Source organism: Stenotrophomonas sp. PFBMAA-4 (genome assembly GCF_030053215.1).
Taxonomy (GTDB): Bacteria; Pseudomonadota; Gammaproteobacteria; order Xanthomonadales; family Xanthomonadaceae; genus Stenotrophomonas.
The window spans coordinates 62,210-86,997 of sequence record NZ_JASGBW010000019.1 but is presented as its reverse complement, the minus strand read 5'-3'; the positions used below and the strand labels follow the sequence as shown (position 1 = coordinate 86,997).

The 24,788-nt window shown below is 67.8% G+C and carries 20 protein-coding genes; 10 read left to right on the top strand and 10 right to left on the bottom strand.

The features are described from left to right. Positions 1-32: 32 nt before the first annotated feature. Both QMZ26_RS13190 and QMZ26_RS13185 read right to left on the bottom strand, forming a co-directional pair. Complete coding sequence (locus QMZ26_RS13190) at positions 33-212, bottom strand: 30S ribosomal protein THX (protein WP_079221211.1); 180 nt, start codon at positions 210-212, stop codon at positions 33-35. 110 nt (positions 213-322) lie between these two features. Beyond that, positions 323-736 (bottom strand): MerC domain-containing protein, encoded by a 414-nt coding sequence (locus tag QMZ26_RS13185; protein WP_079221210.1) that lies wholly within the window; start codon positions 734-736, stop codon positions 323-325. Between the two features lie 135 nt (positions 737-871). Here QMZ26_RS13185 and QMZ26_RS13180 point away from each other — a divergent pair, with 135 nt between their 5' ends. The 5 genes from QMZ26_RS13180 (at position 872) to QMZ26_RS13160 (ending at position 7,760) form a co-directional block, all read left to right on the top strand. Continuing rightward, entirely contained in the window at positions 872-3,079 is a 2,208-nt protein-coding gene (locus tag QMZ26_RS13180; RefSeq protein WP_283221727.1) for a TonB-dependent receptor, read from the top strand. Between the two features lie 227 nt (positions 3,080-3,306). Next, entirely contained in the window at positions 3,307-3,873 is a 567-nt protein-coding gene (locus QMZ26_RS13175) for a TetR/AcrR family transcriptional regulator (protein ID WP_079221208.1), read from the top strand. After that, entirely contained in the window at positions 3,873-5,546 is a 1,674-nt protein-coding gene (locus QMZ26_RS13170) for an MFS transporter (protein ID WP_283221726.1), read from the top strand. Before QMZ26_RS13175 ends, QMZ26_RS13170 begins: the two co-directional genes overlap by 1 nt. Before the next feature lie 10 nt (positions 5,547-5,556). After that, complete coding sequence (locus tag QMZ26_RS13165; RefSeq protein ID WP_283221725.1) at positions 5,557-6,753, top strand: HlyD family secretion protein; 1,197 nt, start codon at positions 5,557-5,559, stop codon at positions 6,751-6,753. Positions 6,754-7,088: 335 nt separating this feature from the next. Beyond that, complete coding sequence (locus QMZ26_RS13160; protein WP_283221724.1) at positions 7,089-7,760, top strand: hypothetical protein; 672 nt, start codon at positions 7,089-7,091, stop codon at positions 7,758-7,760. Positions 7,761-7,793: 33 nt separating this feature from the next. Here the strand turns inward: QMZ26_RS13160 and QMZ26_RS13155 are convergent, their stop codons facing one another. The 7 genes from QMZ26_RS13155 to creB all read right to left on the bottom strand — a co-directional run bounded on the left by QMZ26_RS13155 (position 7,794) and on the right by creB (position 15,571). Next, a complete protein-coding gene (locus QMZ26_RS13155; protein ID WP_079221204.1) occupies positions 7,794-8,285 on the bottom strand; it encodes a Fur family transcriptional regulator in 492 nt (163 codons plus the stop codon). A gap of 34 nt (positions 8,286-8,319) precedes the next feature. Further along, entirely contained in the window at positions 8,320-9,723 is a 1,404-nt protein-coding gene (gene gltX, locus QMZ26_RS13150; protein ID WP_283221723.1) for a glutamate--tRNA ligase, read from the bottom strand. Between the two features lie 93 nt (positions 9,724-9,816). Then, positions 9,817-11,373: a M20/M25/M40 family metallo-hydrolase gene (locus tag QMZ26_RS13145; protein ID WP_283221737.1), complete on the bottom strand. Its 1,557-nt coding sequence runs from the start codon at positions 11,371-11,373 to the stop codon at positions 9,817-9,819. A 183-nt stretch (positions 11,374-11,556) separates the two neighbouring features. After that, positions 11,557-11,967, bottom strand: a complete 411-nt coding sequence (locus QMZ26_RS13140) for a hypothetical protein (RefSeq protein ID WP_283221722.1) — start codon at positions 11,965-11,967, stop codon at positions 11,557-11,559. Positions 11,968-11,977: 10 nt separating this feature from the next. After that, positions 11,978-13,297, bottom strand: a complete 1,320-nt coding sequence (gene creD, locus QMZ26_RS13135) for a cell envelope integrity protein CreD (protein ID WP_283221721.1) — start codon at positions 13,295-13,297, stop codon at positions 11,978-11,980. A gap of 81 nt (positions 13,298-13,378) precedes the next feature. Then, positions 13,379-14,839 carry a two-component system sensor histidine kinase CreC gene (creC, locus tag QMZ26_RS13130; protein ID WP_283221720.1) on the bottom strand — a complete coding sequence of 487 codons (1,461 nt, stop codon included), beginning with the start codon at positions 14,837-14,839 and terminating at the stop codon, positions 13,379-13,381. A 3-nt stretch (positions 14,840-14,842) separates the two neighbouring features. Continuing rightward, positions 14,843-15,571, bottom strand: coding sequence for a two-component system response regulator CreB (gene creB, locus QMZ26_RS13125; protein ID WP_200734219.1), 729 nt, complete (start codon positions 15,569-15,571; stop codon positions 14,843-14,845). A gap of 35 nt (positions 15,572-15,606) precedes the next feature. On the opposite strand from creB, the gene rlmJ reads away from it, so the two are divergent. From rlmJ to QMZ26_RS13100, 5 genes are all read left to right on the top strand, one after another. Continuing rightward, positions 15,607-16,464 carry a 23S rRNA (adenine(2030)-N(6))-methyltransferase RlmJ gene (gene rlmJ, locus QMZ26_RS13120; RefSeq protein WP_079221198.1) on the top strand — a complete coding sequence of 286 codons (858 nt, stop codon included), beginning with the start codon at positions 15,607-15,609 and terminating at the stop codon, positions 16,462-16,464. Positions 16,465-16,592: 128 nt separating this feature from the next. Then, positions 16,593-17,138, top strand: a complete 546-nt coding sequence (locus QMZ26_RS13115) for a GNAT family N-acetyltransferase (RefSeq protein WP_079221197.1) — start codon at positions 16,593-16,595, stop codon at positions 17,136-17,138. A 105-nt stretch (positions 17,139-17,243) separates the two neighbouring features. Continuing rightward, complete coding sequence (mfd, locus tag QMZ26_RS13110) at positions 17,244-20,708, top strand: transcription-repair coupling factor (RefSeq protein ID WP_283221719.1); 3,465 nt, start codon at positions 17,244-17,246, stop codon at positions 20,706-20,708. A gap of 134 nt (positions 20,709-20,842) precedes the next feature. Continuing rightward, entirely contained in the window at positions 20,843-21,292 is a 450-nt protein-coding gene (locus tag QMZ26_RS13105) for a hypothetical protein (protein ID WP_283221718.1), read from the top strand. 165 nt (positions 21,293-21,457) lie between these two features. Next, positions 21,458-22,048, top strand: a complete 591-nt coding sequence (locus QMZ26_RS13100) for an HD domain-containing phosphohydrolase (protein ID WP_200734217.1) — start codon at positions 21,458-21,460, stop codon at positions 22,046-22,048. A 596-nt stretch (positions 22,049-22,644) separates the two neighbouring features. On the opposite strand, the gene QMZ26_RS13095 is transcribed toward QMZ26_RS13100, so the two are convergent. Further along, positions 22,645-24,738 carry a M13-type metalloendopeptidase gene (locus QMZ26_RS13095; protein ID WP_283221717.1) on the bottom strand — a complete coding sequence of 698 codons (2,094 nt, stop codon included), beginning with the start codon at positions 24,736-24,738 and terminating at the stop codon, positions 22,645-22,647. Positions 24,739-24,788: the final 50 nt, after the last annotated feature.

Genomic DNA, 24,788 nt, shown 5'->3' with positions numbered 1-24,788 from the left:
CGCGTTTTTCTTTGGACCTCTACCCGGCCGGATCAGGCCTTGGCAGCAGCCTTCTTCGCCACGGCCTTCTTGGCCGGAGCCTTGGCCACGGTCTTCTTGGCAACCGGGGCACCGGCGCCTACAGCGACCTTGCTCGCGGTGTGCGAACGGGCGTTGCCGTAGCTGGCGTTGTAGCGCTTGCCCTTGGCGGTCTTGCGGTCACCCTTACCCATGTCTTCAACTCCTAAAGTGTGAAATCTGGTTACCCCGTGCTGACACGGGTTCGGCGGGGCCGTCTTGCTGGACGCCCCCGCGCACGATCGGAAAGCCTAACACGACGCGCCTAGTGCGCGCAGCTGGCGTCATGGACGTGGACGTGGTTCAGGCGCAGGTTGACCAGGTGGGCCACGCCCACCAGCAGGCCGCCGAGGGTCATCACCACCGCGTGCGGCACCGCATTGTGATGCAGCGCGTCGACCAGCACGCCCGCCCACAGGGCGACCAGGCCCGGCAGCAGGAAGCCCAGCGCGCGCAGCGCACCATGGCGGCGGTAGCCCATGACCAGGCTGAACAGCCCGAGCAGGGTGACGAACACCACCAGGGTCATTTCCACCCCGTCGCTCAGCCAGAACGAAAGGCCCAGCGAGGGGGCGATCGCCAGCAGCACCGGGATCACCGCGCAGTGCACGGCGCACAGCATCGAACCAGTGGCGCCGAAGCGGTCGAGCAGGCGGCGGAAGGAGGAGGACAGGGACATGACTTCCAGCAGGGTCGGCGAATCGTTATGGAATAATATAACATCCGTCCCCGACCCGCACGGTTTCCCTCCCCCTGTCCCACGACGGGATACGTGCGCCACCCGATTGATACAATGTAACAAAGGAAGCACCGGATGCCCTCTCACGCCCCTCGTTTCAAGCCACATTCGCTGGCCATCGCCCTCGCCGCCCTGCTGCCGTCGGCCGCCTTTGCCGCCGCCGACCAGGACACCCACCGTGACCGCCACCTGACCGAGCTGTCGTCAGTGCAGGTCACCGCCTCCCCGCTGCAGGGCGATGCCGAGTCGCTGGCGCGCCCGGTGGACGTGCTGGCCGGCGAGCGCCTGGACGAGCAGAAGGCCGGCACCCTGGGTGACACCGTGGCCAAGCTGCCCGGCGTGCAGAGCACCTTCTTCGGCCCCGGCGTCGGCCGCCCGATCATCCGCGGCCAGGAAGGCCCGCGCGTGGCCGTGCTGTCCAACGGCATGGGCAACATGGATGCCTCCACCGTCAGCGCCGACCACGCCACCAGCATCGAACCCTTCCTGGCTGACCAGATCGAAGTGCTGAAGGGCCCGGCCACCCTGCTGTTCGGCAGCGGCGCCATCGGCGGCGCGGTGAACGTGGTCGACGGCCGCATCGCCCGCGAGCTGCCGGACCGCCCGCTGAGCGGCCGCGCCGAACTGCGTGGCAACTCGGTCAACGACGAGCGCAGCGGCATGTTCCGCCTCGACGGTGTCAGCGGCAATGTCGTGCTGCACGTCGACGGCCTGGTGCGCAACGGCGATGACTACCGCATCCCCGGCTACGCGGTGATCGACAGCCTGGAAGACCACCACGAAGACCATGACCACGACCACGCGGGCGAGGAAGGCGAAGAGCCGCGCCGCGGCCGCCTGGACAACAGCTCCATCCGCACCCGTGCCGGTGGCGTCGGTGCCACCTGGCTGGGCGAAGGCGGTTACTTCGGCGTGTCGGCCAGCACGTACCGCACCAACTACGGCATCCCCAACGGCGCCCACGTGCATGCCGATGGCGATGACCACGACCATGACCATGACCACGATCATGGCGACGAGGAGGAGGAAGGCGACGAGCACGACGTCCGCATCGACATGGTGCAGAACCGCTTCGAGACCAAGGCCGGCATCTACAACCCGGTGTCGTTCCTGAAGAACGTCAACGCGCGCGTGGCCTACACCGATTACGAGCACGTGGAACTGGAGGCCGGCACGCCGTCCACCCGCTTCACCAACCGCGGCATCGAGACGCGCGTGGAAGCCGTGCAGCAGCAGATCGGCGGCTGGGACGGCGCCTTCGGCCTGCAGTTCGGCAACAGCGATTTCGGCGCCAAGGGTGAAGAAGCCTTCGTGCCGGACACCAACACGAAGAACGTCGGCCTGTTCGTGCTGCAGGAAAAGCAGTTCGGCCCGTTCAAGCTGGAACTGGGTGGCCGCCACGACCAGGTCAAGCTGGACCCGACCGGTGACTACCGCCGCCGCAAGTTCGACGCCACCAACCTGTCCGCCGCCGGCATCTGGAAGCTCAACGATGCGGTCGACCTGCGCATCGGCGTGGACAGCTCCGAGCGTGCGCCGACCAACGAAGAGCTGTATGCCGCCGGTGCGCACATCGCGACCCGTTCGCTGGAAATCGGCGACGCAGACCTGAAGACCGAGCGCGGCCAGCGCGTCGAGCTGGGCATCCACACCCACAGCGATCGCCTGGACTTCTCTGCGGCGATCTACCAGACGAAGTTCAAGGACTTCATCTACCTGGCCGACACCGGCATCACCGAAGGCCTGCCGGTGCGTACCTGGACCCAGCAGGATGCGGTGTTCAAGGGTGCCGAGGCCGAGGCGCTGGTGCACCTGTTTGAAGGCAACGCCGGTGACTGGGACCTGCGCGTGTTCGGTGACTACGTGCAGGCCAAGCTGGATGGCAGCGGCAGCCGTACGCTGGACATCGCCGTGCCACATGGCGACCACAACCACAACTACAGCGTGGATCTGGCCAACACCGGCTACCTGCCGCGCATCGCCCCGGCCCGCGTCGGCGCGGACCTGCGCTGGGCGAAGGACGGCTGGCGCGCCTCGGTCGGCGCGGTGCGTTACAGCCGGCAGAAGGACGTGGCCCAGAACGAGGAGCCGAGCAACGGCTACACCTTGGTCGATGCGCACTTCGCCTACCGCTGGGACCGCAGCGACAGCAACAGCTACGAGGTGTTCCTGGATGGCAGCAACCTGACCAACCGCGAAGTTCGTCCGCATACCTCGCTGCTGCGTGACTACTCGCCGCTGCCGGGCCGTGGTGTCGCCTTCGGCATCCGCGCGTACTTCTGATCGGTCATCCACGCATGGCGTGGATCTACTGACCCCAGCCAACCATTTCCTGGCGGCGTTCATCGCCGTTCTCTCCCGGGGGCCTTCATGGCCCCCGTTTTTTATGTGCGCGCTCCCGGCACCGTGATCTTCACGTCGCATTTACAAAGATGTGCGTACAGCAACAAACGGACATTCCCGTCACTCAACGCCTCGCCAACCGGACATATTTGTCCGATACTGAAGCCATGACCACCCAACGTGCCGATGCTGCTGCCCGCCGTGCCCTCATCCTCGATGCCGCCGACCATGTGTTCGGCCAACACGGCGTTACCGCGCCACTGGACCTGGTGGTTGAACGCGCCCAGGTAGGCCGCGCGACCCTGTACCGCAACTTCCCCGACCGCACCGCCCTGATCCAGGCGCTGCTGCAGCGGACCGTGGACCGCATCCGCCGCCAGGTGGAACAACTGGGCGACCGCGATGACGCCCTGTTCGAGGTCTTTGAAGGCATGGCCCAGCGCATCATCGACTCGCCGGCGCTGGCCGATTACTGGCGCGCGGTGGATTCGGACGTGGCGGCCATGCGCATCGCCCGCGAAACGGTGCGCGACCTGCTGGAAGCCCCCATCGCCCGCGCCAAGGCGGCCGGCCTGTGCCGGCCCGACCTGGAAAAGACGGATATTTCACTGATCTCGGGCATGCTGGGTGCGGCCCTGCGTGGCAAGACCCGCGAGGAGCGCGCCCACCTGGCCGGGCGCGCCCTGCAACTGCTGCGCGGCGGCCTCCAGGGAGCAGCCAACCAGGGGCGCTGATGGTCCAGCCGTATCTCAAGCCGGTTCCGGACTGGGAGGAGCACGAGAAGCCGACCATGCCCGGTTCGGCCTCGATGCCCTGGCATCCTCCGTACCGCCGCGCGGCCTATGCGCTGGTGTCACTGCTGGTGGCCATCACCGGTGGCCTGGGCAATGCGCTGGTCACCGCCAACCTGCCCTTCCTGCAGGGCCAGCTCGCGCTGACGCCCACCCAGGGCAGCTGGCTGGTGGCCGCCTATGCCATGGTCAATGTCACCGCCAACCTGCTGGCCTTCAAGTTCCGCCAGCAGTACGGCATCCGCCTGTTCGCCGAGATCGGCCTGGGCCTGTATGCGGCACTGGCGGTGCTGCACCTGTTCGTGGGCAGTTTCGAAACCACGATGCTGACCCGCGCCGCCAGCGGCTTTGCCGGTGCGGCCTGCTCGACGCTGGGCACGCTGTACATGCTGCAGGCGCTGCCGCGGCGCTTCACCGGCAACCTGCTGGTGATCGGCGTGGGCCTGTCGCAGCTGGCGGTGCCGATCGCCTGGATCGTCTCGCCGGCGCTGGTCGATACCGGCCAATGGCACCAGCTGTATTCGTTCGAGGCGGGCCTGGCGTTGTGCGCGTTCGCCGCCGTGGTGCTGCTGAAGCTGCCGCCGGGCGTGCAGATCAAGGCCTTCGAGCCGCTGGATTTCCTCACCTTCGCCCTGCTGGCACCGGCCGTTGCACTGCTGGTGGTGGTGCTGGCGCAGGGCTACACGCGCTGGTGGTTGAACACGCCGTGGCTGGGCTGGGCGCTGGTGGCCTCGATCGCGCTGGCCACCACGGCCCTGGTCATCGAGCACTACCGGCGCAATCCACTGCTGCAGATCCGCTGGCTGTCGACGTTGCCGGTGCTGCACTTCATCGTCGGCGCGTTCCTGCTGCGCTTCCTCACCACCGAACAGTCCTACGGCGTGGTCAACCTGATGCGCACGCTGGGCATGGGCCCGGACCAGATGCGGCCACTGTTCGTGGTGATCCTGGCCGGGGTGATCGTCGGCATCGCCGGTGCCTCGCTCACCTTCGGGCCGAAGCGGCTGATCGCACAGCTGCTGATGGCCATCCTGCTGCTGGGCACCGCCGCGTTCTTCGACCAGAGCCGTACCAGCCTGGACCGGCCGCACGACTTCTACATCAGCCAGTTCCTGGCCTCGATCGGTGCCGGCATGTTCATGGGCCCGCTGATCATGCTCGGCATCTCCGCCGCGCTGAAGCAGGGCGTGGACCACATGATCACCTTCCTGGTCACGCTGTCGATCACCCAGACCCTGGGTGGCCTGGCCGGTTCGGCCGTGCTGGGTACCTTCCAGCTGCATCGCGAGCAGCTCTATTCCAGCGCCATCACCAGCCAGCTCGACCCCGCCGACCCGGTGGTCGCACAGCGCCTGCGCATCCAGCAGCAGATCTACGCCGCGCAGATCACCGATCCGGTGCTGCGCAGCGCACAGGGCACTGCGCAGCTGGCGCAGACTGCGCGCCGCGAAGCCAACGTGCGCGGCTTCAATGATGTGTTCACCCTGAGCGGTTGGCTGGCCATCGGCTTCCTGTGCTGGTTGCTGCTGCTGTCGCTGCGTACCGCCATCCTCAAGCAATGGCACAAGCGCCACCCGTCACCGCCCGTTGCGGCCCACGCCGCCCCGCCCCACTGAGTCCGCCGCCATGTCCCCGCTACCGCCCCGCCCCGACAGCGACGCCCCCGAGAACGTCAGCCCACCGCCGCCGACCGATGCCGCGCCTGCCCCCACGCCTGCCGCGCCCGCGGCGGCACCGAAATACCTCAAGCCCAGCTCACGCAGCGTGGTGGTGATGGTGGTGGTGGCGCTGCTGGGCATCGCGTTGATCCTGCGTGCCTGGAACCTGTGGCCGTTCACCAGCAGCGTGATGGTCACCGACAACGCCTATGTGCGCGGGCAGATCACGGTGATGGCGCCGCAGGTGGCCGGCTATGTCACCGAGGTGCTGGTGAAGGACTTCCAGCACGTGGAGAAGGGCGAGCCGCTGCTGCGCATCGATGACCGCATCTACGCGCAGAAGGTGGCGCAGGCCGAAGCGGCGCTGGACAGCGCGCGCGCGGCACTTGCCAACTCGGACCAGTCGCAGGCGCAGAACCGCGCGCAGATCGCCTCGGCGCGCGCCACCCTGTCGTCCGGCCAGGCCGAGCTGCAGCGCTCGCGCAACGAGGCCAGGCGTTACGAAGAGCTGGCGGCGCAGCAGCTGGTCTCGATCAACGACCGCGACAAGTTCCGCACCACCCAGGCCTCGGCACAGGCCAGCGTGCAGCAGTCGCAGGCACAGATCCGCATCGCCGAAGAGACGCTGGTATCGACCCAGGTCGCGCGCAAGAGCCTTGAAGCGCAGGTCGAGAGCGCGCAGGCGCAGCTTGAACTGGCGCGCATCGACCTGGCCAATACGGTCATCCACGCCCCGCGCGACGGGCAGATCAGCGAGGCCACCGTGCGCGTCGGCCAGTACGTGGCGGCCGGCTCGCAACTGCTGTTCCTGGTGCCGGAGGCGCTGTGGGTGGTGGCCAATTTCAAGGAAGGCCAGACCTGGCAGATGCGTATCGGCCAGCCGGTGACGTTCTCGGTGGATGCGTTCAAGGGCGAGCGCCTGCACGGGCACGTGGAGCAGATCGCGCCGGCCACCGGTTCGGAGTTCAGCGTGCTGCGCCCTGACAATGCGAGCGGCAACTTCACCAAGGTGGTGCAGCGGTTGCCGATCCGGATTTCGATTGATCCGGGGCAGGAACTGGCGGCGCGGCTGCGGCCGGGGATGTCGGTGATCGCGCGGGTGGATACGGCGGTGGAGCCTGCGCCTGCGCCTGCGGCGACACCGGCACCGGCACCGGAACGGTAGAGTCGACTGGTAGAGTCGACTGTCAGTCGACTGCTCTGCTGCCTGCCGAGAAGCGCGGCTTCGCCGTAGGCGGCGAACGGCGGAGCCCCTCGTGGCTGATCGTTGCGGTTGGGGTTTGCTGGATGGGCCGGGTGGGTGGGGCAGTCGGGACACGCCGTGAACCCATCCATGGCGCCTGCGGTCCCGCCTGCCCCACCCACCCGGCCACGGACGGTTTCCGTGCGCGTCAGCCACGTGGATCAAAGGAATAGAATCAAAAGCGGGGCCTGCGGCTCCGCTCTGTTTGTAGAGTCGAGCCATGCTCGACTGCGTTACCCCGGGAAAAGGCAACAGACATGAAATTCAACGCGCTGGCCAAGAAGGCGGCCAAGGGCACTGCGCCGCTGGAGCATGGCGGCAACGTGGAAGTGGAGGACCTGATCCGCTTCGTGCTGGAGCACGGTGCCGAGGGCGCGGCCGAGATCGAGCGGCTGTGTGCGCTGTACCGCTGGCGCGAGGAATTCCAGTACAACGCCGATGGCACGCACTTCGCACCGATGGCACCGTGGGCGCAGGCGTGCGCGGCATTCGGCCACCAGGGCGTTGCAGGGCTTCTGCCACTGCTGGAGGACCCGCGCCTGGCGACCTATGCGATCAGCGTTCTGGAGGACGTGCGCAGCGAGGCGTCGGTGGCGGCACTGCTGGCGTTCTGCGAACAGGCCGACTTCAGCCAGGACGATCCGCAGTCGCCGCCCTCGCGGGCGCTGGCCGCGCTGAACTCGCTGCTGTCGTTCGACAAGGGCGTCGTGGTGCCAGTGGCCATGCAGCAGGCGCTGCTGCACCTGGTTCAACACGCGTGGCAACAGGCGCCGTCAATGCGGGGCCGCAGCCTGGCGCTGTATGCCGCACGCGGTGCCTGCATGCCCGAGGCGCTGGACTGGGTGCAGTCGCTGGCACTGCAGGACGACGAACTGGTTGCTGCGCGGACGCCCGTGCTGAAGCGACTCAAGGCCCGGGCGTCGCGCTGAGGCTGCCGGCCAGCAGCCGGCACTACCGATCCATTACCCGGCGCAGCGCGCGCAGAGTCCGTGCACTTCCAGGGTCTGCGCCTGCGGCTGGAAACCCAGTTCCTTGGCGCGCTTTTCCAGCTGGGTGACGATTTCGCGGTCTTCCAGCTCCACCGCGCTGTGGCAGCTGTTGCAGATCAGGAACGGCACCGAATGCGCCGCGCTGCTGGGATGGTGGCAGGCCACGAAGGCATTGACCGATTCCAGCTTGTGCACGAATCCATTGGCCATCAGGAAATCGAGCGCGCGGTACACGGTGGGCGGGGCGTCGGCGCCCACGCCCTTGCCGTTACGCACCCACTCCAGCAGCTCGTAGGCCTTGACCGGCTTGCCGGCCTCGGCGATCAGCTTGAGCACGTTGGCGCGGATCGGGGTCAGGCGCAGGCCGCGCTCGCGCGAGACACGCTCCACCACCGCCACGAAATCCGATGCGTCGTGGACGTGGTGGTGCGGGGCGGTACAGGCAGAAGCAGGTTTGGCAGGCATGCGCGTTCTCCGGTTCAGGTCTGGGCGGCAGGGCTCAGGCCGTTGCTACCTTGGTGATGGCCACATCGATGCGTTTCAAGGCCTGTTCGCGGCCAGCCAGGTACACGGTATGGGAAATGTCAGGGCTGACCTGGGTGCCGGTGATGGCCACGCGCAGCGGCTGGGCGACCTTGCCCATGCCCATTTCCAGGGCGGCGGCAGCGTCGTGCAGCGCCACGCCCACGGCTTCGGCGGTCCATTCCGGCAGGGCGGCCAGCAGCTCGCGGGCCTTGCCCAGCGGCAGTTCGGCGCCGGCCTTGAAGTGCTTGGCCACGGCTGCGTCGTCGTACGCGGTCAGCGGCTGGTACCAGACCACGGCCTTCTCGGCCATTTCCTTCAGGGTCTGCACGCGCTCGCGCAGGGCAATCACCACGTCCACCGGGGCCGGGCCAGCGGCCACGTCCAGGCCCAGCTTTTCCAGCTGGTAGACCAGGTGCGGCACGATGCTGGCCGGCTCCTCGGTCTTCAGGAAGTGCTGGTTGACCCAGCCCAGCTTGGCCATGTCCAGGCGCGAGGCCTTGGAATTGCAGTTGGTCACGTCGAACAGCTCGACCAGCTCTTGGCGGCTGAACAGCTCCTGGTCACCGTGCGACCAGCCCAGGCGGGCCAGGTAGCTCAGCAGCGCGTCGGGCAGGTAGCCGGCGTCCTTGTACTGCATCACGTCGGCCGCGCCGGTGCGCTTGGACAGCTTGGCGCCCTGCTCGTCCAGGATCATCGGCATGTGGCCGAACTTCGGCACCGGCGCGCCGATGCCTTCGTACAGGTTGATCTGGCGCGGGGTGTTGTTGATATGGTCGTCGCCGCGGATGACCTCGCTGATGCCCATGTCCCAGTCGTCCACCACCACCGCGAAGTTGTAGGTGGGGTAGCCGTCCGGGCGGAAGATGACCATGTCATCCAGCTCGCTGTTGGCGATCTCGATGCGGCCCTTGATCAGGTCGTCGAACACCACGGTGCCGTCGAGCGGGTTCTTGAAGCGGATGACGCGGTTCGGGTCGTCCCTGCGCGGCAGGCCCAGTTCACGCGCGGCGCCGTTGTAGCGCGGCTTTTCCTGCTTGGCCATGGCGGCCTCGCGCATCGCGTCCAGCTCTTCGCGGGTCTCGTAGGCGTAGTACGCCTTGCCGTCGGCCACCAGCTGTTCGGCCACTTCCAGGTAACGGGCGACGCGGTCGGTCTGGTAGATCGGGCCGACGTCGTAGTCCAGGCCCAGCCAGTCCATCGCCTCCAGGATCGCGTCGATCGCACCCTGGGTGCTGCGTTCACGGTCGGTGTCCTCGATGCGCAGCACGAACTCGCCGCCGCGGTGGCGGGCCTCCAGCCAGCAGTAAAGCGCGGTGCGGGCACCGCCGATGTGCAGGTAACCGGTGGGGCTGGGGGCGAAGCGGGTGCGGCAGATCATGGAGGGCTCGGGGAACGGGAATCCCCCGATTTTACCACCAGCCCCGGAAAGGCAAGGAGGGGCGGACGCAGCCAGCCCCTCCCGCCCGGTTTCTCAGGGCTGCGGTTCAGCCTTGCGCGGGAACGACTGCTCGCGCATCGCCGCGTTGTAGGCGAACGAGGCGACGATGGCCGCGGCCTGCTTCAGGTCGTCCGGCTCGGCGTGGTCCCAGGTATCCAGGTGGCTGTGGTGGACGTTGGTGAAGTAGTCCAGCCGGTCCTGGATGAACTGGAAGCCCGGCAGGCCGATGCGGTCGAAGCTGATGTGATCGGTGCTGCCGGTGTTGCGGGTGGCCACGGTGGTCGCGCCGACGTCATGGAACGGGGCCAGCCAGGCTTCGAAGATCGGCATCGCCGCCAGGTTTTCCTGGGCGTAGATGCCACGGAAGCGGCCCGAGCCGTTGTCCATGTTGAAGTAGACCTGGAACTTGCCGTAATCGCGGGTCTTCTGCAGGGCACCGGTCGGGTCGCGCAGCGACGCCGGCAGCGCCTTCTGTGCCGGGTCGGTGGGCTCCGGGAAACGACCGAAGTGCTTGGCCACGTAGGCCTGCGAGCCGATCAGGCCCTGCTCCTCGCCACTCCACAGGGCCACGCGGATCGTCCGCTTCGGCTTGGCGCCGGTGGCCTTGAGGATCCGCATGGCTTCCATCATCACCGCCACGCCGGCAGCGTTGTCGGCGGCGCCGGTGCCGCTGTGCCAGGAATCCAGGTGGGCGCCGATCATCACCACTTCATCGGGCTTGCTGCTGCCACGGATCTCGGCCAGCGTGTTGTAGCCCGGCTGGTCGGCCTCATCGGTGAAGCGTGCGGCCACGTCCACGCGCAGGCGCACCGGCTGCTTGGCCTCCAGCGCGCGCACCAGCGGGTTGAAGTGCTCGGCGATCATCGCCAGTTCCGGGATGCCCACCGATTCGCCCGCCTTGCGCGAGCCGCCGCCGGCAACACGGATGATGCCGTTGTCCCAGCTGCTGATGCTGATCGCGGCCAGCGCGCCCTCTTCCACGAAGAAGGCATTGACCTTGGCGGCCAGTTCCTGGCGTTCCTTGTATTCCTTCACCCGCTTGGCCCGCTCGGAGGCCACGTCCTTGGGCAGGGTGAATTCCTGCAGCCCCTCCAGCGAGGTCGCATCGTGCCGGTGCGAATCCGGCTCGGTACCGCGCTTGTACTCGCGCGCCTCGCCCAGCAGCAGGATCTTGCCGCGCAGCTTGCCGCGGTACTGCTCGATGTCCTCGAGCTTCTTGATCTCCACGTGCACCAGCTCGCCCTCGACCGGGCCACGAGTGCCGGGCGTCCACGCCTTGGGCAGGGCGTGCAGTGGCTGCACGCGGTCGCCCAGCATTTCCACGCTGGCCGAGGTGAATTCCCAGCCACGGCCGAAATCATCGAAGGCTTCGTCGTGCACGTTGTCCAGCTTCCATTCGCTGAACTTGCCGCGGGTCCACGCATTGGCGCGGCCCATCGCCGGCGAGTTGGTCAGGCGCGGGCCGATGCGCTCGGTGAGGTAGCTGAAGGTGTCCATCACCTGCGAACGGTGGAAGGCCTCCTGGCGGATGCGGCTGACCATGTCCAGGTCCACCGGTTCGCGCTGCTGCGCCACTGCATTGCCACCCATCGCCAGCGCTGTGGCCAGCACGCCCCACTTCAGCCCGTTCCACTTCAACACGCCACACCCCTGCCCTTCGGCTCGATCGTCAACCCATCGAGTCTAGCCAGCGGGGGCGCAGCGCCCCCGTCCCATCGGTCATGGGCGATGGATCCAGTAGATCCACGCCATGCGTGGATGCTCCGTGCGCGCTCACCCGCACCACCCCAGCCACAACTGCGCGCGCCCCGGCAACAACAGCAACCAGTGGCGCTGGTCCACGCTGCTGCAGCCATACACCGCCGCATGCCCCGGCCAGTCCGCCGGCAGCCCGTCGATGCCGATCTCCGACAGCGCCGCCGCGCCGGCCTTCCATGGCCGGTAGCGTGGCACCCGCCCGCCCAGCGCGCCGCGTCCCTGCCGCGCGCCGGCCAGCCATTCCAGCCCCTTGCGCTGCAATCCCTCGCAGGTCACCGCTGCCAGCTGGAAGCGGACCAGGCCGGGGGCGATCCGTGCCCCCGGCAGGGCCGCCAGCACACCATGTGCCTGCAGCAGTGCATCCACTTCCAGCAGGGCCGGTATGCCCTGACGTGCCCGTTGCCGCAATCCCTGGCGCCAGCCCATGGTGTGCTCCTTACTTCAGGTCCGCGCCCAGCGCGTACCAGTCGACCCGGCGGGTCACCCACATCGCCAGTGCCAGGATCACGAACAGCAGCAGCGATCCCATCAGCAGCGCGTTGTTTTCCGACACCAGCAGGCCATACAACGCGCCGTACAACAGCGTCAGCATCGCGGCGAAGCCGAGGCCACGCTTCCAGTGGCCCAGCACGTGGGCCAGGTACACCGCCTGCAGGCCGATGCAGGCCACGGCCGACACCAGGTACGCCTTCCAGAAGGTGATGTGCTCGGACAGGCTGATCAGCAGCAGGAAGAAGATCGCCAGCGCCAGGCCGACCATCAGGTACTGCAGCGGGTGGATGCGCAGCGACTTGATCAGCTCGAACAGGATGAAGCCGACGAAGGTGAGCACCACGAACAGGATGCCGTACTTGGAAGCGCGGTCGGCCTGGGTGTAGGCATCGACCGGGTCGACCAGCGATACGGTCACCGCCTGCGAATCGACTGCACCCTCGGCACGCAGCTGGGCCTGTGCATCGGAGGCCAGCGAGGACACCGCCCAGTGCGCATTGAAGCCCTGCGCATCGACGCGCCGCTCGTTGGGCAGGAAGGCGCCGCTGAAGGACGGGTGCGGCCAGCGCGAGCGCAGCGCGATCGTCGTGTCATCGCCCACCGGCACCACCGACAGCGCGCGGCTGCCATCCAGGCGCAACTGCAGTTCGATGCTGCTGCCGGCCAGGGTGCCGCCCTGGCTGTCGCTGAAGCCGGCCACCGGCGCATGCAGGCCACGCCCCACCTGGCTGGCCACGCCGACCCCGGGCAGCAGCCGCACCGGCTTGCCGTCCACGCGCAGGTCCGGCGTGCCGACCAGGCCGCGGGCATCGGACACGCCCAGCACCACGTACGGCTGGCCGTAGCTGCGGCCGGGCTTCACCGGGTAATCGTCTGCGGCGAAGGTCGCCTTCAGCTGGCCGCTCCAGCTGTACACCGGCACCTTGAACAGGCCCACTTCGCGCTGGCTGGGCAGCATCTCGCCGCCCACGTCCAGCGAGGCCGGCATCTGCAGCCAATGGCCTTCGGTCACCTGCACCTCGGTCTTCTTGTTGCCCTTGGCGTCGACCACCTCGACGTGCTGGCGCTCGACCCACGGCACCACCCGCACCGGGCCCACCAGGCGCTGCGCACCGGCGCGGCTGTCGGCCACACGTGCGAACGCTTCGTCGCGGTACGCACTGCGCTCGTTGATGACGCCGCGGATCATCGTCAGCGGGATCAGCAGCAGCAGGATCAGTCCGCCGACGATGGCGAACCGCAACAGCATCTTCAGGGATTTCATCGTCCATCCTCGTTGGAGAGGGCTGCAGGATGGACGGCGGCGGTGAGCGGGGTTTGTGGCGAATTTGAAGCGGATGTGAAGTCAGCGGCGGGCGCGCTGCACCGGCCCACCCAGTGGCAGCCACAGGCTGGCCATGGTGCCGCCCGAGGGCCGCGGCTCGAGGCTGGCGCGACCATCGTGCAGGCGGGCCACTTCCTGCACGAACGGCAGGCCCAGGCCCGAGCTGCGCCGGCCACTGCCCGGGCGGGCCAGCGAATAGAAGCGCTCGAACACCCGTTCGCGCGCGTACTCGGGTACGCCCGCGCCACGGTCAGCGACCTGCAGGCGCACGCCCTGGCCATCGGCAACCGCCTCCAGTTCGACCACGCTGCCGGCCGTTGAGAATGCCACCGCGTTGTCGATCAGGTTGTGCAGCGCCTGCCGCAACAGATAGGCATCGCCGTACACGCGCAGGTCCGGCACCGCGCCGATGCGCACTTCCACCCCGGCCGCCCGTGCGCGCACCTGGGCGGCAGCGGCGGCATCATCCAGCAGCGCGCCCAGCGCGATCGGATCGCGGGTCTGCAGCCAGCCGTGCTGTTCGACCTCGGCCAGCGCCAGCAGCTTGTCGATGGTTTCGGTCAGCCGCTCCTGCTGGTCGACGATGCTGCGCGCGAAGTGCGCGCGGTCGGCATCGGGCATCGGTTCCTGCAGCAGTTCGGCGGCACCGCGGATGGCGGCCAGCGGGCTTTTCATTTCGTGCGTCAGCGACTGCACGTACTGCTCGACGTAGGCCTTGCCTTCCAGCTTGCGGCGCATGGTTTCCAGGGCCTGGCCGAGATCGCCGATCTCGTCGCGGCGGCGCCGTGGCGGCGGCACCGGCTCGCCGGCGGTGACCGCGCGTGCATAACGGCTGAGCTGGCCCAGGCCGGTGGTCAGCCACATCGTCACCAGTATGCCCACCAGCGCGGACAGGCCGATCAGCCACGCCCCACGCTCCATGATGGCGCGCTGGCTGGCGGCGATGAACGGATCGATGCTGCGGTTGGGCTGGGCCAGGCTGAGCACGCCGATGAGGGTGTGGCCATCGGCAGGGTCGTAGACCGGCGCGGCCACGTGCATCACCGTGTCGCCCTCGCTGCCGGCAATCTCCGGGCTGGAGCGCGCGCCGTACTCGCCGCGCAGCGTGCGGTAGACATCATTCCAGCGCGAATTGTCGCGGCCCATGTCGCGGCCCAGCGAATCGTAGATGACGATGCCGCGCGCATCGGTGATCGTCACCCGGTAATCCAGCGAGCGCTTCGGGAAGCGCCAGACCATCGCCTTCAGGTCGCGCTGGCGGGCCTTGGCCAGGTTGCGGGTGAAGCTGCCGCTGCCGATGGTGCCGGCCTTGACGTCGGCGGCGGCCATTTCGGCGAGCACGTTGGCCGCATCGACCAGGGTCGATTCCATCGCCTGGCGCACGCCCGGCTTCACCTCGTTGACGAACACCCGCATCACGAAGAACGCGGCGATGCCGGTGATCAGGAAGAAGCCCAGGAACAGCTTCAGTACCAGGCGCATGGCTCAGGTCTCCAGCGCGTAGCCCAGGCCACGGTGGGTGCGGATCGGGTCGTCGCTGGCCCCGGCGGCGCGCAGCTTGGCGCGCAGCGTCTTGACGTGGGTATCGACGGTGCGGTCGGCACTGTCGGCACTGCTGTCCCAGCCGCGGTCCATCAGCTGCGCGCGGCTGAGGATGGCCCCGGGGCGCTGCAGCAGCGCCTCCAGCAGGGCGTATTCGTAGCGGGTCAGGTCCAGCGCATGGCCCTGGTAGCGGATGCGCCGGCCCTCGCGGTCGATGGCGAAGGCCCCGTGTTCGCGCCAGCCGGGCTCGGCCACCGCCGCGGCCGGGGCGGCGGGCGGCACGCGGCGCAGGCGGGCGCGCACCCGGGCAACCAGCTCGCGCGGCGAAAAGGGCTTGGCCATGTAATCGTCGGCCCCCAGCTCCAGGCCCAGCACGCGGTCCAGCTCATCGTTGCGGGCGGTCAGGAAGATCACCGGCACCTGCGCCTGCGGCCCCGGCAGGGCGCGCAGGCGGCGGCAGACCTCGAAGCCGCTGAGGTCGGGCAGGCCCACGTCCAGCACCACCACGTCCACATCGCCCTCCTGCAGGCGCTGCAGGGCTTGGCCACCCAGCAGGCAGTGGCTGGCCGCGTAGCCTTCGCTGCGCAGGGCGTACAGCACGGTTTCGGCGATGGCGGCTTCGTCCTCGACCACCAGGACCTGGGCAACAGGGTGTGTCATGGCGCGCAGCATAGCCGCTGCGGCCGCCGCCCCGTACACTGCCGCCCATGAACTATCGCCACGCCTTCCATGCCGGCAACCATGCCGATGTCCTCAAGCACATCGTGCAGCTGGCCCTGATCGACAGCTTCAAGCGCAAGGACAGCCCGTTCTTCGTGCTCGACACCCATGGCGGTGCCGGCCGCTACCTGCTGGCCAGCGTAGAGGGCCGCAAGACCCTGGAGGCCGAAGACGGCATCATGCGGCTGATGGCCCAGCCCAAGCTGCCGGAGGTGGTCGAGCGCTACCTGAAGGCCGTGCAGGCCGACAACCCGGTGGGCGCGATGATCACCTACCCCGGTTCGCCGCTGCTGAGCGCCCAGGCCATGCGCGCGCAGGACCGGATGGCCGTCTGCGAGCTGCAGGAAGACGAAGCGGCCTCGCTGAAGGCGCTGTTCGCCCACGACAGCCGCGTCGGCGTGCACCCAGGCGACGGCTATGCCCTGCTGCGCTCGCAGCTGCCGCCGAAGGCCAACGGCACCAAGATCGGCCGTGGCCTGGTCCTGATCGACCCGCCGTATGAAGCGCAGGACGCCGAGTACCAGGCCATTCTGGCCGCCCTGGCCGAGACCCTGGCGCGCTGGCCGCAGGCGACCTGCGCGGTCTGGTTCCCGATCAAGCAGCGCCGCACCATCCTGCATTTCCTGCGCAAGGCTGCCGCCCTGCCGGTGAAATCGGCCATGACCATCGAATTCCTGGTGCGCCCGGACGATTCCCCGCTGCGCCTCAACGGCAGTGGCATGCTGCTGCTCAATGCCCCCTGGCAGTTCGACCGCGTGGTCGGCCCGGCCCTGCCGGCGCTGCGCCAGCACCTGGGCGAACCGGGTGCCACGACCCGCCTGGATTGGCTGAAGGCTCCCGAATAGCCCACGCGCAAGCGACGATCGGGTGCCGATCTGCCGTCTTCACGAGGCTGTACGCCCGTGAGCCTTTCGTTCACGGAATGCAGCCCCGGTGATGCCACAATCGATGGACCACCAAGGAATCACCCGGTATGGCCACTCGCAACCGCATGCCGCCCTGGCATGAGATCTTCAAGGCTCCCAGCGGCCACGAGCTGCTGATCCGCCCCATCCGCCCGGAAGACGGCGCGCCGCTGCAGGCCGCCTTCAGCCTCTTCGGGCCGGAAGAAATCCGTGACCGTTTCCTGCAGTCGGTGACCGAGCTTTCGCCGGACACCACCCAGCGCCTGACCCATCCCAACCCCAAGACCGAAATCACTCTGGTGGCCGCCGAGTCGCTGCCCGCCGGTGAGGCGGTCGTGGGTGCGGTGGCCCGCGCCTCGATCATCCCCGGCACCCGTGAGGCCGAGTACGCGATCCTGATCAGCCGCTTCCTGATCGGCCAAGGCCTGGGCCGGCAGCTGATGCGCAAGCTGGTGAAGTGGGGCCGTGGCAAGTACCTGGACCGCCTGTATGGCGACGTGGCGGCCGAGAACGAGCCGATGAAGCAGCTGGCGGCCTCGCTGGGCTTCAAGCCGGTACCGCACCCCAACGGCGCCGACGGCCTGGTGCGCATGGTGCTGGAACTGGACAATTAAGGTAGCGCCGGCCGCTGGCCGGCGCATATTCACCGGCAGTCGAGCAAGCTCGACCCTACTCGCGCACACGGTAGCGACACCCCCTTCTGCTAAGATCAGCGGTCCATGTCGCGTACCTCATACCCCGCCCCGCCGCTGCCGCGCGCCGGCCAGCTCCGCGCCTGGTGGCGCGCCCCCGCTTCGCCGACCGCCCTGGCCTGGTACCTGGTCCAGGCGGCGCGCGCGCATGACGCGCCGCTGCTGGTGATCGCCCGTGACAACCACGGCGCCAACCAGCTCGAAGCCGACCTGCAGACCCTGATCGGCAACGAGCCGGACCTGCCGGTGGTCGCTTTCCCGGATTGGGAAACGCTGCCCTACGACCGCTTCAGTCCGCACCCGGACATCATTTCCCAGCGCCTGGCTGCCCTGCACCGCCTGCCCACGCTGAAGCGTGGCCTGGTGGTGGTGCCGGTACAGACGGTGCTGCAGCAGCTGGCCCCGCGCAGCTACGTCATCGGTGGCAGCTTCGACCTGAAGGTCGGCCAGCGCCTGGACCTGGAAGCCGAGAAGCGCCGCCTGGAAAGCGCCGGCTACCGCAACGTGCCACAGGTGATGGACCCGGGCGATTTCGCCGTGCGTGGCGGCCTGCTCGATGTGTTCCCGATGGGCGCCGACGAGCCGCTGCGGGTCGAGCTGCTGGACGAGGACATCGATTCGATCCGCGCCTTCGACCCGGAAAGCCAGCGTTCACTGGACAAGGTCGAGTCGGTGCACATGCTGCCCGGCCGCGAAGTGCCGATGGACGATGCCAGCATCGCCCGCGTGCTGGGCACGCTGCGCGAGCGCTTCGATGTCGATACCCGGCGCAGCTCGCTGTACCAGGACCTGAAATCCGGGCTGGCCCCGGCCGGCATCGAGTACTACCTGCCGCTGTTCTTCGACCGCACCGCAACCCTGTTCGACTACCTGCCCGCCGGCAGCCTGCCGGTGGTGTGCACCGGTGCGGACGAAGCGGCGGTCGCCTTCTGGGCGCAGACCGGTGACCGTTACGAGCAGCGCCGCCACGATGTGGAACGACCGCTGCTGCCGCCGTCGTCGCTGTACCTGTCGCCGGAACTGCTGCGCGAGCGCCTGAACGATGCCGCGCGCATCGAGGTGTGGGCGCCTGAGCATGCACGCATTGCCGATGCGCACGCGCTGGGCGACCAGCCGCTGCCGCCGCTGCCGGTGGCCGCGCGCGAGGCACCCGCCGGCGATGCGCTGAAGTCCTTCCTCGGCCACTACCCGGGCCGGGTGCTGATCGCCGCCGATTCACCGGGCCGCCGCGAAGCCCTGCTGGAAGTGCTGCAGGCCGCCGAGCTGAAGCCGCCGGTGGCGGCCGACCTGCCCAGCTTCCTCGCCAGCGATGCGCGCTTCGCCATCACGGTGGCACCGCTGGAAGACGGCTTCGCGCTGGACGAACCGCGCATCGCGGTACTGACCGAGCGCCAGCTGTTCCCCGAGCGCGCCGGCAGCACCCGTCGCACGCGCCGTGCCGGCCGCGAGCCGGAGGCGATCATCCGTGATCTGGGCGAGCTGACCGAAGGCGCGCCGATCGTGCACGAAGACCATGGCGTCGGCCGCTACCGTGGCCTGATCGCGATGGACGTCGGCGGCATGCCGGGCGAGTTCCTGGAAATCGAATACGCCAAGGGCGACCGCCTGTACGTACCGGTGGCCCAGCTGCACCTGATCAGCCGCTATTCCGGCGCATCGGCGGAAACCGCGCCGCTGCATTCGCTGGGCGGCGAGCAGTGGACCAAGGCCAAGCGCAAGGCGGCCGAAAAGGTGCGCGACGTGGCCGCCGAACTGCTGGAGATCCAGGCCCGCCGCCAGGCGCGTGCCGGCCTGGCATTGCAGGTGGACCGCGCGATGTACGAACCGTTCGCGGCCGGCTTCCCGTTCGAGGAAACCCCGGACCAGCTGGCCGCCATCGACGCCACCCTGCGCGACCTGGCCAGCAGCCAGCCGATGGACCGCGTGGTCTGTGGCGACGTCGGCTTCGGCAAGACCGAAGTGGCCGTGCGCGCGGCGTTTGCCGCCGCCAGTGCCGGCAAGCAGGTGGCGGTGCTGGTGCCGACCACGCTGCTGGCCGAACAGCACTACCGCAATTTCCGCGACCGCTTCGCCGATTACCCGCTGAAGGTGGAAGTGCTCTCGCGCTTCAAGAGCACCAAGGAAATCAAGGCCGAACTGGAGAAGGTCGCCGCCGGCACCATCGACGTGATCGTCGGTACCCATCGCCTGCTGCAGCCGGACGTGAAGTTCAAGGACCTTGGCATGGTCATCGTCGACGAGGAGCAGCGTTTCGGCGTGCGCCAGAAGGAAGCCCTGAAGGCGCTGCGCGCCAACGTGCACCTGCTGACGCTGACCGCCACGCCGATCCCGCGTACCTTGAACATGGCCATGGCCGGCCTGCGCGACCTGTCGATCATCGCCACCCCGCCGCCGAACCGGCTGGCGGTGCAGACCTTCATCACCCGGTGGGACAACGCGCTGCTGCGCGAAGCGTTCCAGCGCGAGCTTGCGCGTGGTGGCCAGCTGTATTTCCTGCACAACGACGTGGAAAGCATCGGCCGCATGCAGCGCGAGCTGTCCGAGCTGGTACCCGAAGCGCGCATCGGCATCGCCCACGGGCAGATGCCCGAGCGCGAGCTGGAAAAGGTGATGCTGGATTTCCAGAAGCAGCGCTTCAACGTGCTGCTGTCGACCACGATCATCGAATCGGGCATCGACATTCCCAACGCCAACACCATCATCATCAACCGCGCCGACCGCTTCGGCCTGGCCCAGCTGCACCAGCTGCGCGGCCGCGTCGGCCGTTCGCACCACCGCGCGTACGCCTACCTGGTGGCGCCGGACCGTCGGTCGATCACCCCCGATGCGGAAAAGCGCCTGGAAGCGATCGCCTCGATGGACGAACTCGGCGCCGGCTTCACCCTGGCCACCCACGATCTGGAAATCCGCGGCGCCGGCGAACTGCTGGGCGAGGACCAGAGCGGGCAGATGGCCGAAGTGGGCTTCAGCCTCTACACCGAGCTGCTGGAACGTGCGGTGCGCAGCATCAAACAGGGCAAGCTGCCTGACCTGGATGCCGGCGAGGAAGCACGCGGCGCCGAGGTGGAGCTGCACGTACCCGCGCTGATTCCGGAAGACTACCTGCCGGACGTGCACACCCGACTGACCCTGTACAAGCGCATTTCCAGCGCACGTGACAGCGATGCGCTGCGCGAGCTGCAGGTGGAGATGATCGATCGCTTCGGCCTGCTGCCGGATCCGGCCAAGCACCTGTTCGCCATCGCCGAACTGAAGCTGCAGGCCAATACCCTGGGCATCCGCAAACTGGACCTGGGCGAGAACGGCGGCCGCATCGTGTTCGAATCCAAGCCGAACATCGACCCGATGGCGGTGATCCAGCTGATCCAGAAGCAGCCCAACCTGTACGCAATGGAAGGACCGGACAAGCTGCGCATCAAGCACCCGCTGCCGTTGCCGGAAGACCGTTTCAACGCGGCCCGCGCGCTGCTGCTGACCCTGGCGGTGCGCTGACGCCACCGCGCACCACCGGTGCCAGCCCGTTGCGGGCGATGGGCTGGCACCTACCGAACCTGCGCCCGAGACAAGGAGTGTTTGCGTGAATCGATTTGCCCCCCTTCTGCTGGCCACCAGCCTGCAACAGCGGCATGAGCAATCGCGACTATCTGCTGGAAAACGTCGCCAGCTGGAACAGCATGGTGCATACCGTCGAGCAGTGGACCAGTGGCGCGCGTGGCGAAGCGTTCCATGCCGCCCTGCAGGACGGCAAGAGCCTGGAGCAGTACCGCTTCGGCCTGAAGAACGCGCACCAGGAAGCCACCAACCGCCTGACCCACATCGAACAGCTGCCCCACGGCAAGGATGCTGAACCGCTGCACCAGAACCTGCGTGACTCGGTGCAGAGTACCGCTGCCATGTTCGCGGTGATGGAGCAGATCGCCGCTCTGCCCGACGGTTACAGCGAAGAACAGGTTGCACCGCTGCTGGAACAGCTGGACCAGGCCATGACGAAGATGGACAAGGACATGCAGGTGCTGAGCGATGCGCAGGACGCGTTCGCCAAGGCCAACCGCGTGACCCTGCAGACCAGCGGCTGATCGCCCTGCCCCTGCGCGGCTGAACACAGCACCGCATGCCGTAGCCCACGGTACGCGCGTGGCCCTGCACGACGTGCCACGCGCGCTACCCTATGCGCCCCCCCCATCCGGGCCCGCAGATGCGGGCCTTGTTGTTTCTGCATGCCAAGGCGGCGCCCCACCCCCATGCTTCATTCCAGTCCTCCCGACCTGCTGCACGCCGGTTCCTGCCTGATCGATGCCCTGTCGATGTCGCTGCAGATGCGTGATGCCTATACCCGCCACCACTGCGACCGCGTCGGCCTGCTTGCGCAGCGCCTGGCCCTCCACTGCGACATGGACAGCGAAGGCTGCGCACACACCGCCCTCGCCGCGCGCTTCCACGACATCGGCAAGATCGGCATTCCCGATGACGTACTGCTGAGCGCGCGCCGCCACACCGAAGAGGACCGCGCAGTCATGCGCGAGCACCCGGTGCGCGGCGAGCATATTTTCCTGGCCACCGGCCGCAGTGATGCGGTGGCGGTGGCGCGGCTGATCCGCGCCCACCACGAGGCACACGATGGCAGCGGCTATCCCGATGGCCTGCAGGGCGAGTCGATCCCGCTGGGCGCACGCATCCTCACCGTGGTCGACGCCTACGATGCGATGACCAGCGCACGCCCCTACCGCCAGGCGATGGAACATGAGGCGGTGCTGCGCATCCTTGATGACCAGGCTGGTGGCCTGATCGACCCCTACGTGCTGGGCCGGTTCCGCGTCATGCTGGCCGGGTAGAGTCGACCGTTGGTCGACTGCTCTACCCACAGACCGCCAGAATCCCGCGCTGCGCGCGATAGTCGACCAGCGGTCGACTCTACCGGGTCACCGTTCCGCCAGACAGGTAGAGTCGACCGTTGGTCGACTGCCCCTCGCGCAGACCGCCAAAACCGCGCGCTGCGCGCGATAGTCGACCAGCGGTCGACTCTACCGGGTCACCGTTCCGCCAGACAGGTAGAGTCGACCGTTGGTCGACTGCCCTTCGCGCAGACCGCGAAAACCCCGCGCTGCGCGCGATAGTCGACCAGCGGTCGACTCTACCGGGTCACCGTTCCGCCAGACAGGTAGAGTCGACCGTTGGTCGACTGCCCTTCGCGCAGACCGCGAAAACCCCGCGCTGCGCGCGATAGTCGACCAGCGGTCGACTCTACCGGGTCACCGTTCCGCCAGACAGGTAGAGTCGACCGTTGGTCGACTGCCCTTCGCACAGACCGCCAAAACCGCGCGCTGCGCGCGATAGTCGACCAACGGTCGACTCTACCGGGTCACCGTTCCGCCATACAAAAGGCCCGGCTTTCGCCGGGCCTTCTGCATCACGCATCACGTGCGATCGATTACCAGATCACGACGCGCTTGTCGTCGGCGCGCACCATCGCATCGCCCGCCTTGCACTGGAACGCTGCGGCGAAGGACGGCATGTTCGACGGTGCACCGTTGGCGCGGAAGTTGGCCGGTGCGTGCGGATCGGTGTTCAGGCGCACGCGCAGTTCGCCATCGGTGAAGTTGCGGCGCCACACGGTGGCCCAGTTCATGAAGAAGCGCTGGTCCTGGCTGTGGCCATCGACGTCGACATTCGCCTTCGGGTCTTCCTTCAGGGCCATCTGCAGCGCGTCGTAGGCCACGGTCAGGCCGCCCAGGTCACCGATGTTCTCGCCCAGGGTCAGCTTGCCCTTCACGAACACGCCCGGCACCGACTCGTAGCCGTCGAACTGCGCGACCAGCTTGTCGGTGCGCTCGGTGAAGGCCTTGCGGTCGCCGTCGGTCCACCAGTTGTCGAAGTTGCCGTTGGCGGCGAACTGGCTGCCCGAATCGTCGTAGCCGTGCATCATCTCGTGGCCGATGACCGCACCGATGCCGCCGTAGTTCAGCGCCGGATCGGCCTTGGCGTCGAAGAACGGCGCCTGCAGGATCGCCGCCGGGAACACGATCTCGTTCTTGGTCGCGTTGTAGTAGGCGTTGACGGTCTGCGGGGTCATGCCCCACTCGGTCTTGTCCACCGGCTTGCCGATCTTGTCCAGCATGTAGCGGTAGTTGAACGCGCGTGCCGCCTGCATGTTGCCCAGGTAGCTGTCACCGTTGGTCTGCAGGCCCGCCCAGTCACGCCACTTGTCGGGGTAGCCGATCTTCGGGGTGAAGCTGGCCCACTTTTCCAGTGCCTTCTTCTTGGTTTCCTCGCCCATCCACGGCAGCTGCTCCAGGCGCGCCTTCAGCGCCTCCGACAGGTTTTCCACCAGGTGCTGCATGGCGACCTTCGATTCGGCCGGGAACACGGCGTCGACGTACAGCTGGCCCAGGGCTTCACCCATGCCACCGTTCACCGATTCCAGCACGCGCTTCCAGCGCGGCTGCATTTCCTTCTGGCCACGCAGGGTGGTGCCGTAGAAATCGAAGTTGGCCTTCTCGAACTGGCTGCTCAGGTACGGCGAGGCGTCGTCGATGGTGTGGAAGCGCAGGTACGCCTGCCAGGTGCTGGCCGGCACGTCGGCCAGCATCTTGTCCATTTCACCGAAGAAGCCCGGCTGCGCCAGCGAGAACTTCTGCGCGGCCGGCACCTTCAGGGTGTCAAACAGCGCGGTCCAGCTGAAGTTCGGGGTCAGCTTGTCGGCGTCGGCAGCGCTGAGCGGGTTGTAGCGCTTGGCCGGGTCGCGCATTTCGATACGCGACATCGATGCCTTGGCCAGGCGGGTTTCAAAGGCCATCACGGCCTTGGCCTGCTCGGCGGCCTGCGCCGCGTCCATGCCCGACAGGGTCAGCACCTGGGCGATGTAGGCCACGTAGGCGTCACGGATCTTGGCCTGCGATTCGTCGAAGTAGTAGCCCTTTTCCGGCAGGCCCAGGCCGCCCTGGCCGACGTAGGCGATGACGTTGGCCGAATCCTTGTAGTCGGCGTTGCCGAACAGCGAGAACAGCACGCCCTTGCCTTCGGCCTGGCTGTCGCGCAGGTACTGGGTGATGGCGGCGGTGTCGTTCAGCGCAGCGATCTTGTCCAGCTGCGGCTGCAGCGGCGCCAGGCCGGCGGCCTCGATCTTGGCTTCGTCGTTGCCGGTCTTCCAGATGTCACCGATCTTGGCTTCCACCGAGCCGGCCTTGGCCTGGCTGGCGGCGGCCTGCTCGACCAGCGCGTGCTGCACTTCCAGCGAGCGCTCGCGCAGGATCTCGAAGCTGCCCCAGGTGGTCTGGTCGCCCGGCACCGGGTTGGCCTGCAGCCACTTGCTGTTGACGAAGCCATTGAGGTCGGTACAGGCGGCGATGGACGGGTCCAGGTCGGCGCTGTTGAGCGAGATCAGCGGCGTCTTGATCTGCGACTGATCGAAGGCCGGCTTGGCATCGGCGGTGGCGGCCGGCGCGGTTTCATTCTTGCCACAGGCGGCCAGCGAAGCAGCGATGGCGATGGTCAGGCCCAGCGGGACCAGGTTGCGGACGTTCATGGAGTCTCTCTCCGACGGCGAATCGTCCAGCGTAGCGGGCGCGGCGATGC

Bases quoted from the DNA above. Each gene is read 5' to 3' on its own strand.
- QMZ26_RS13095 (WP_283221717.1), bottom strand. From the start codon at position 24,738: ATGAACGTCCGCAACCTGGTCCCGCTGGGCCTGACCATCGCCATCGCT.
- creB (WP_200734219.1), bottom strand. From the start codon at position 15,571: ATGCTGCGCGCCATGACACACCCTGTTGCCCAGGTCCTGGTGGTCGAG.
- QMZ26_RS13105 (WP_283221718.1), top strand. From the start codon at position 20,843: ATGAGCAATCGCGACTATCTGCTGGAAAACGTCGCCAGCTGGAACAGC.
- gltX (WP_283221723.1), bottom strand. From the start codon at position 9,723: ATGATCTGCCGCACCCGCTTCGCCCCCAGCCCCACCGGTTACCTGCAC.
- creC (WP_283221720.1), bottom strand. From the start codon at position 14,839: ATGCGCCTGGTACTGAAGCTGTTCCTGGGCTTCTTCCTGATCACCGGC.
- mfd (WP_283221719.1), top strand. From the start codon at position 17,244: ATGTCGCGTACCTCATACCCCGCCCCGCCGCTGCCGCGCGCCGGCCAG.
- QMZ26_RS13185 (WP_079221210.1), bottom strand. From the start codon at position 736: ATGTCCCTGTCCTCCTCCTTCCGCCGCCTGCTCGACCGCTTCGGCGCC.
- QMZ26_RS13170 (WP_283221726.1), top strand. From the start codon at position 3,873: ATGGTCCAGCCGTATCTCAAGCCGGTTCCGGACTGGGAGGAGCACGAG.
- rlmJ (WP_079221198.1), top strand. From the start codon at position 15,607: ATGAACTATCGCCACGCCTTCCATGCCGGCAACCATGCCGATGTCCTC.
- QMZ26_RS13165 (WP_283221725.1), top strand. From the start codon at position 5,557: ATGTCCCCGCTACCGCCCCGCCCCGACAGCGACGCCCCCGAGAACGTC.
- QMZ26_RS13190 (WP_079221211.1), bottom strand. From the start codon at position 212: ATGGGTAAGGGTGACCGCAAGACCGCCAAGGGCAAGCGCTACAACGCC.
- QMZ26_RS13115 (WP_079221197.1), top strand. From the start codon at position 16,593: ATGGCCACTCGCAACCGCATGCCGCCCTGGCATGAGATCTTCAAGGCT.
- QMZ26_RS13160 (WP_283221724.1), top strand. From the start codon at position 7,089: ATGAAATTCAACGCGCTGGCCAAGAAGGCGGCCAAGGGCACTGCGCCG.
- QMZ26_RS13100 (WP_200734217.1), top strand. From the start codon at position 21,458: ATGCTTCATTCCAGTCCTCCCGACCTGCTGCACGCCGGTTCCTGCCTG.
- QMZ26_RS13180 (WP_283221727.1), top strand. From the start codon at position 872: ATGCCCTCTCACGCCCCTCGTTTCAAGCCACATTCGCTGGCCATCGCC.
- QMZ26_RS13155 (WP_079221204.1), bottom strand. From the start codon at position 8,285: ATGCCTGCCAAACCTGCTTCTGCCTGTACCGCCCCGCACCACCACGTC.
- QMZ26_RS13175 (WP_079221208.1), top strand. From the start codon at position 3,307: ATGACCACCCAACGTGCCGATGCTGCTGCCCGCCGTGCCCTCATCCTC.
- QMZ26_RS13140 (WP_283221722.1), bottom strand. From the start codon at position 11,967: ATGGGCTGGCGCCAGGGATTGCGGCAACGGGCACGTCAGGGCATACCG.
- QMZ26_RS13145 (WP_283221737.1), bottom strand. From the start codon at position 11,373: ATGGGTGGCAATGCAGTGGCGCAGCAGCGCGAACCGGTGGACCTGGAC.
- creD (WP_283221721.1), bottom strand. From the start codon at position 13,297: ATGAAATCCCTGAAGATGCTGTTGCGGTTCGCCATCGTCGGCGGACTG.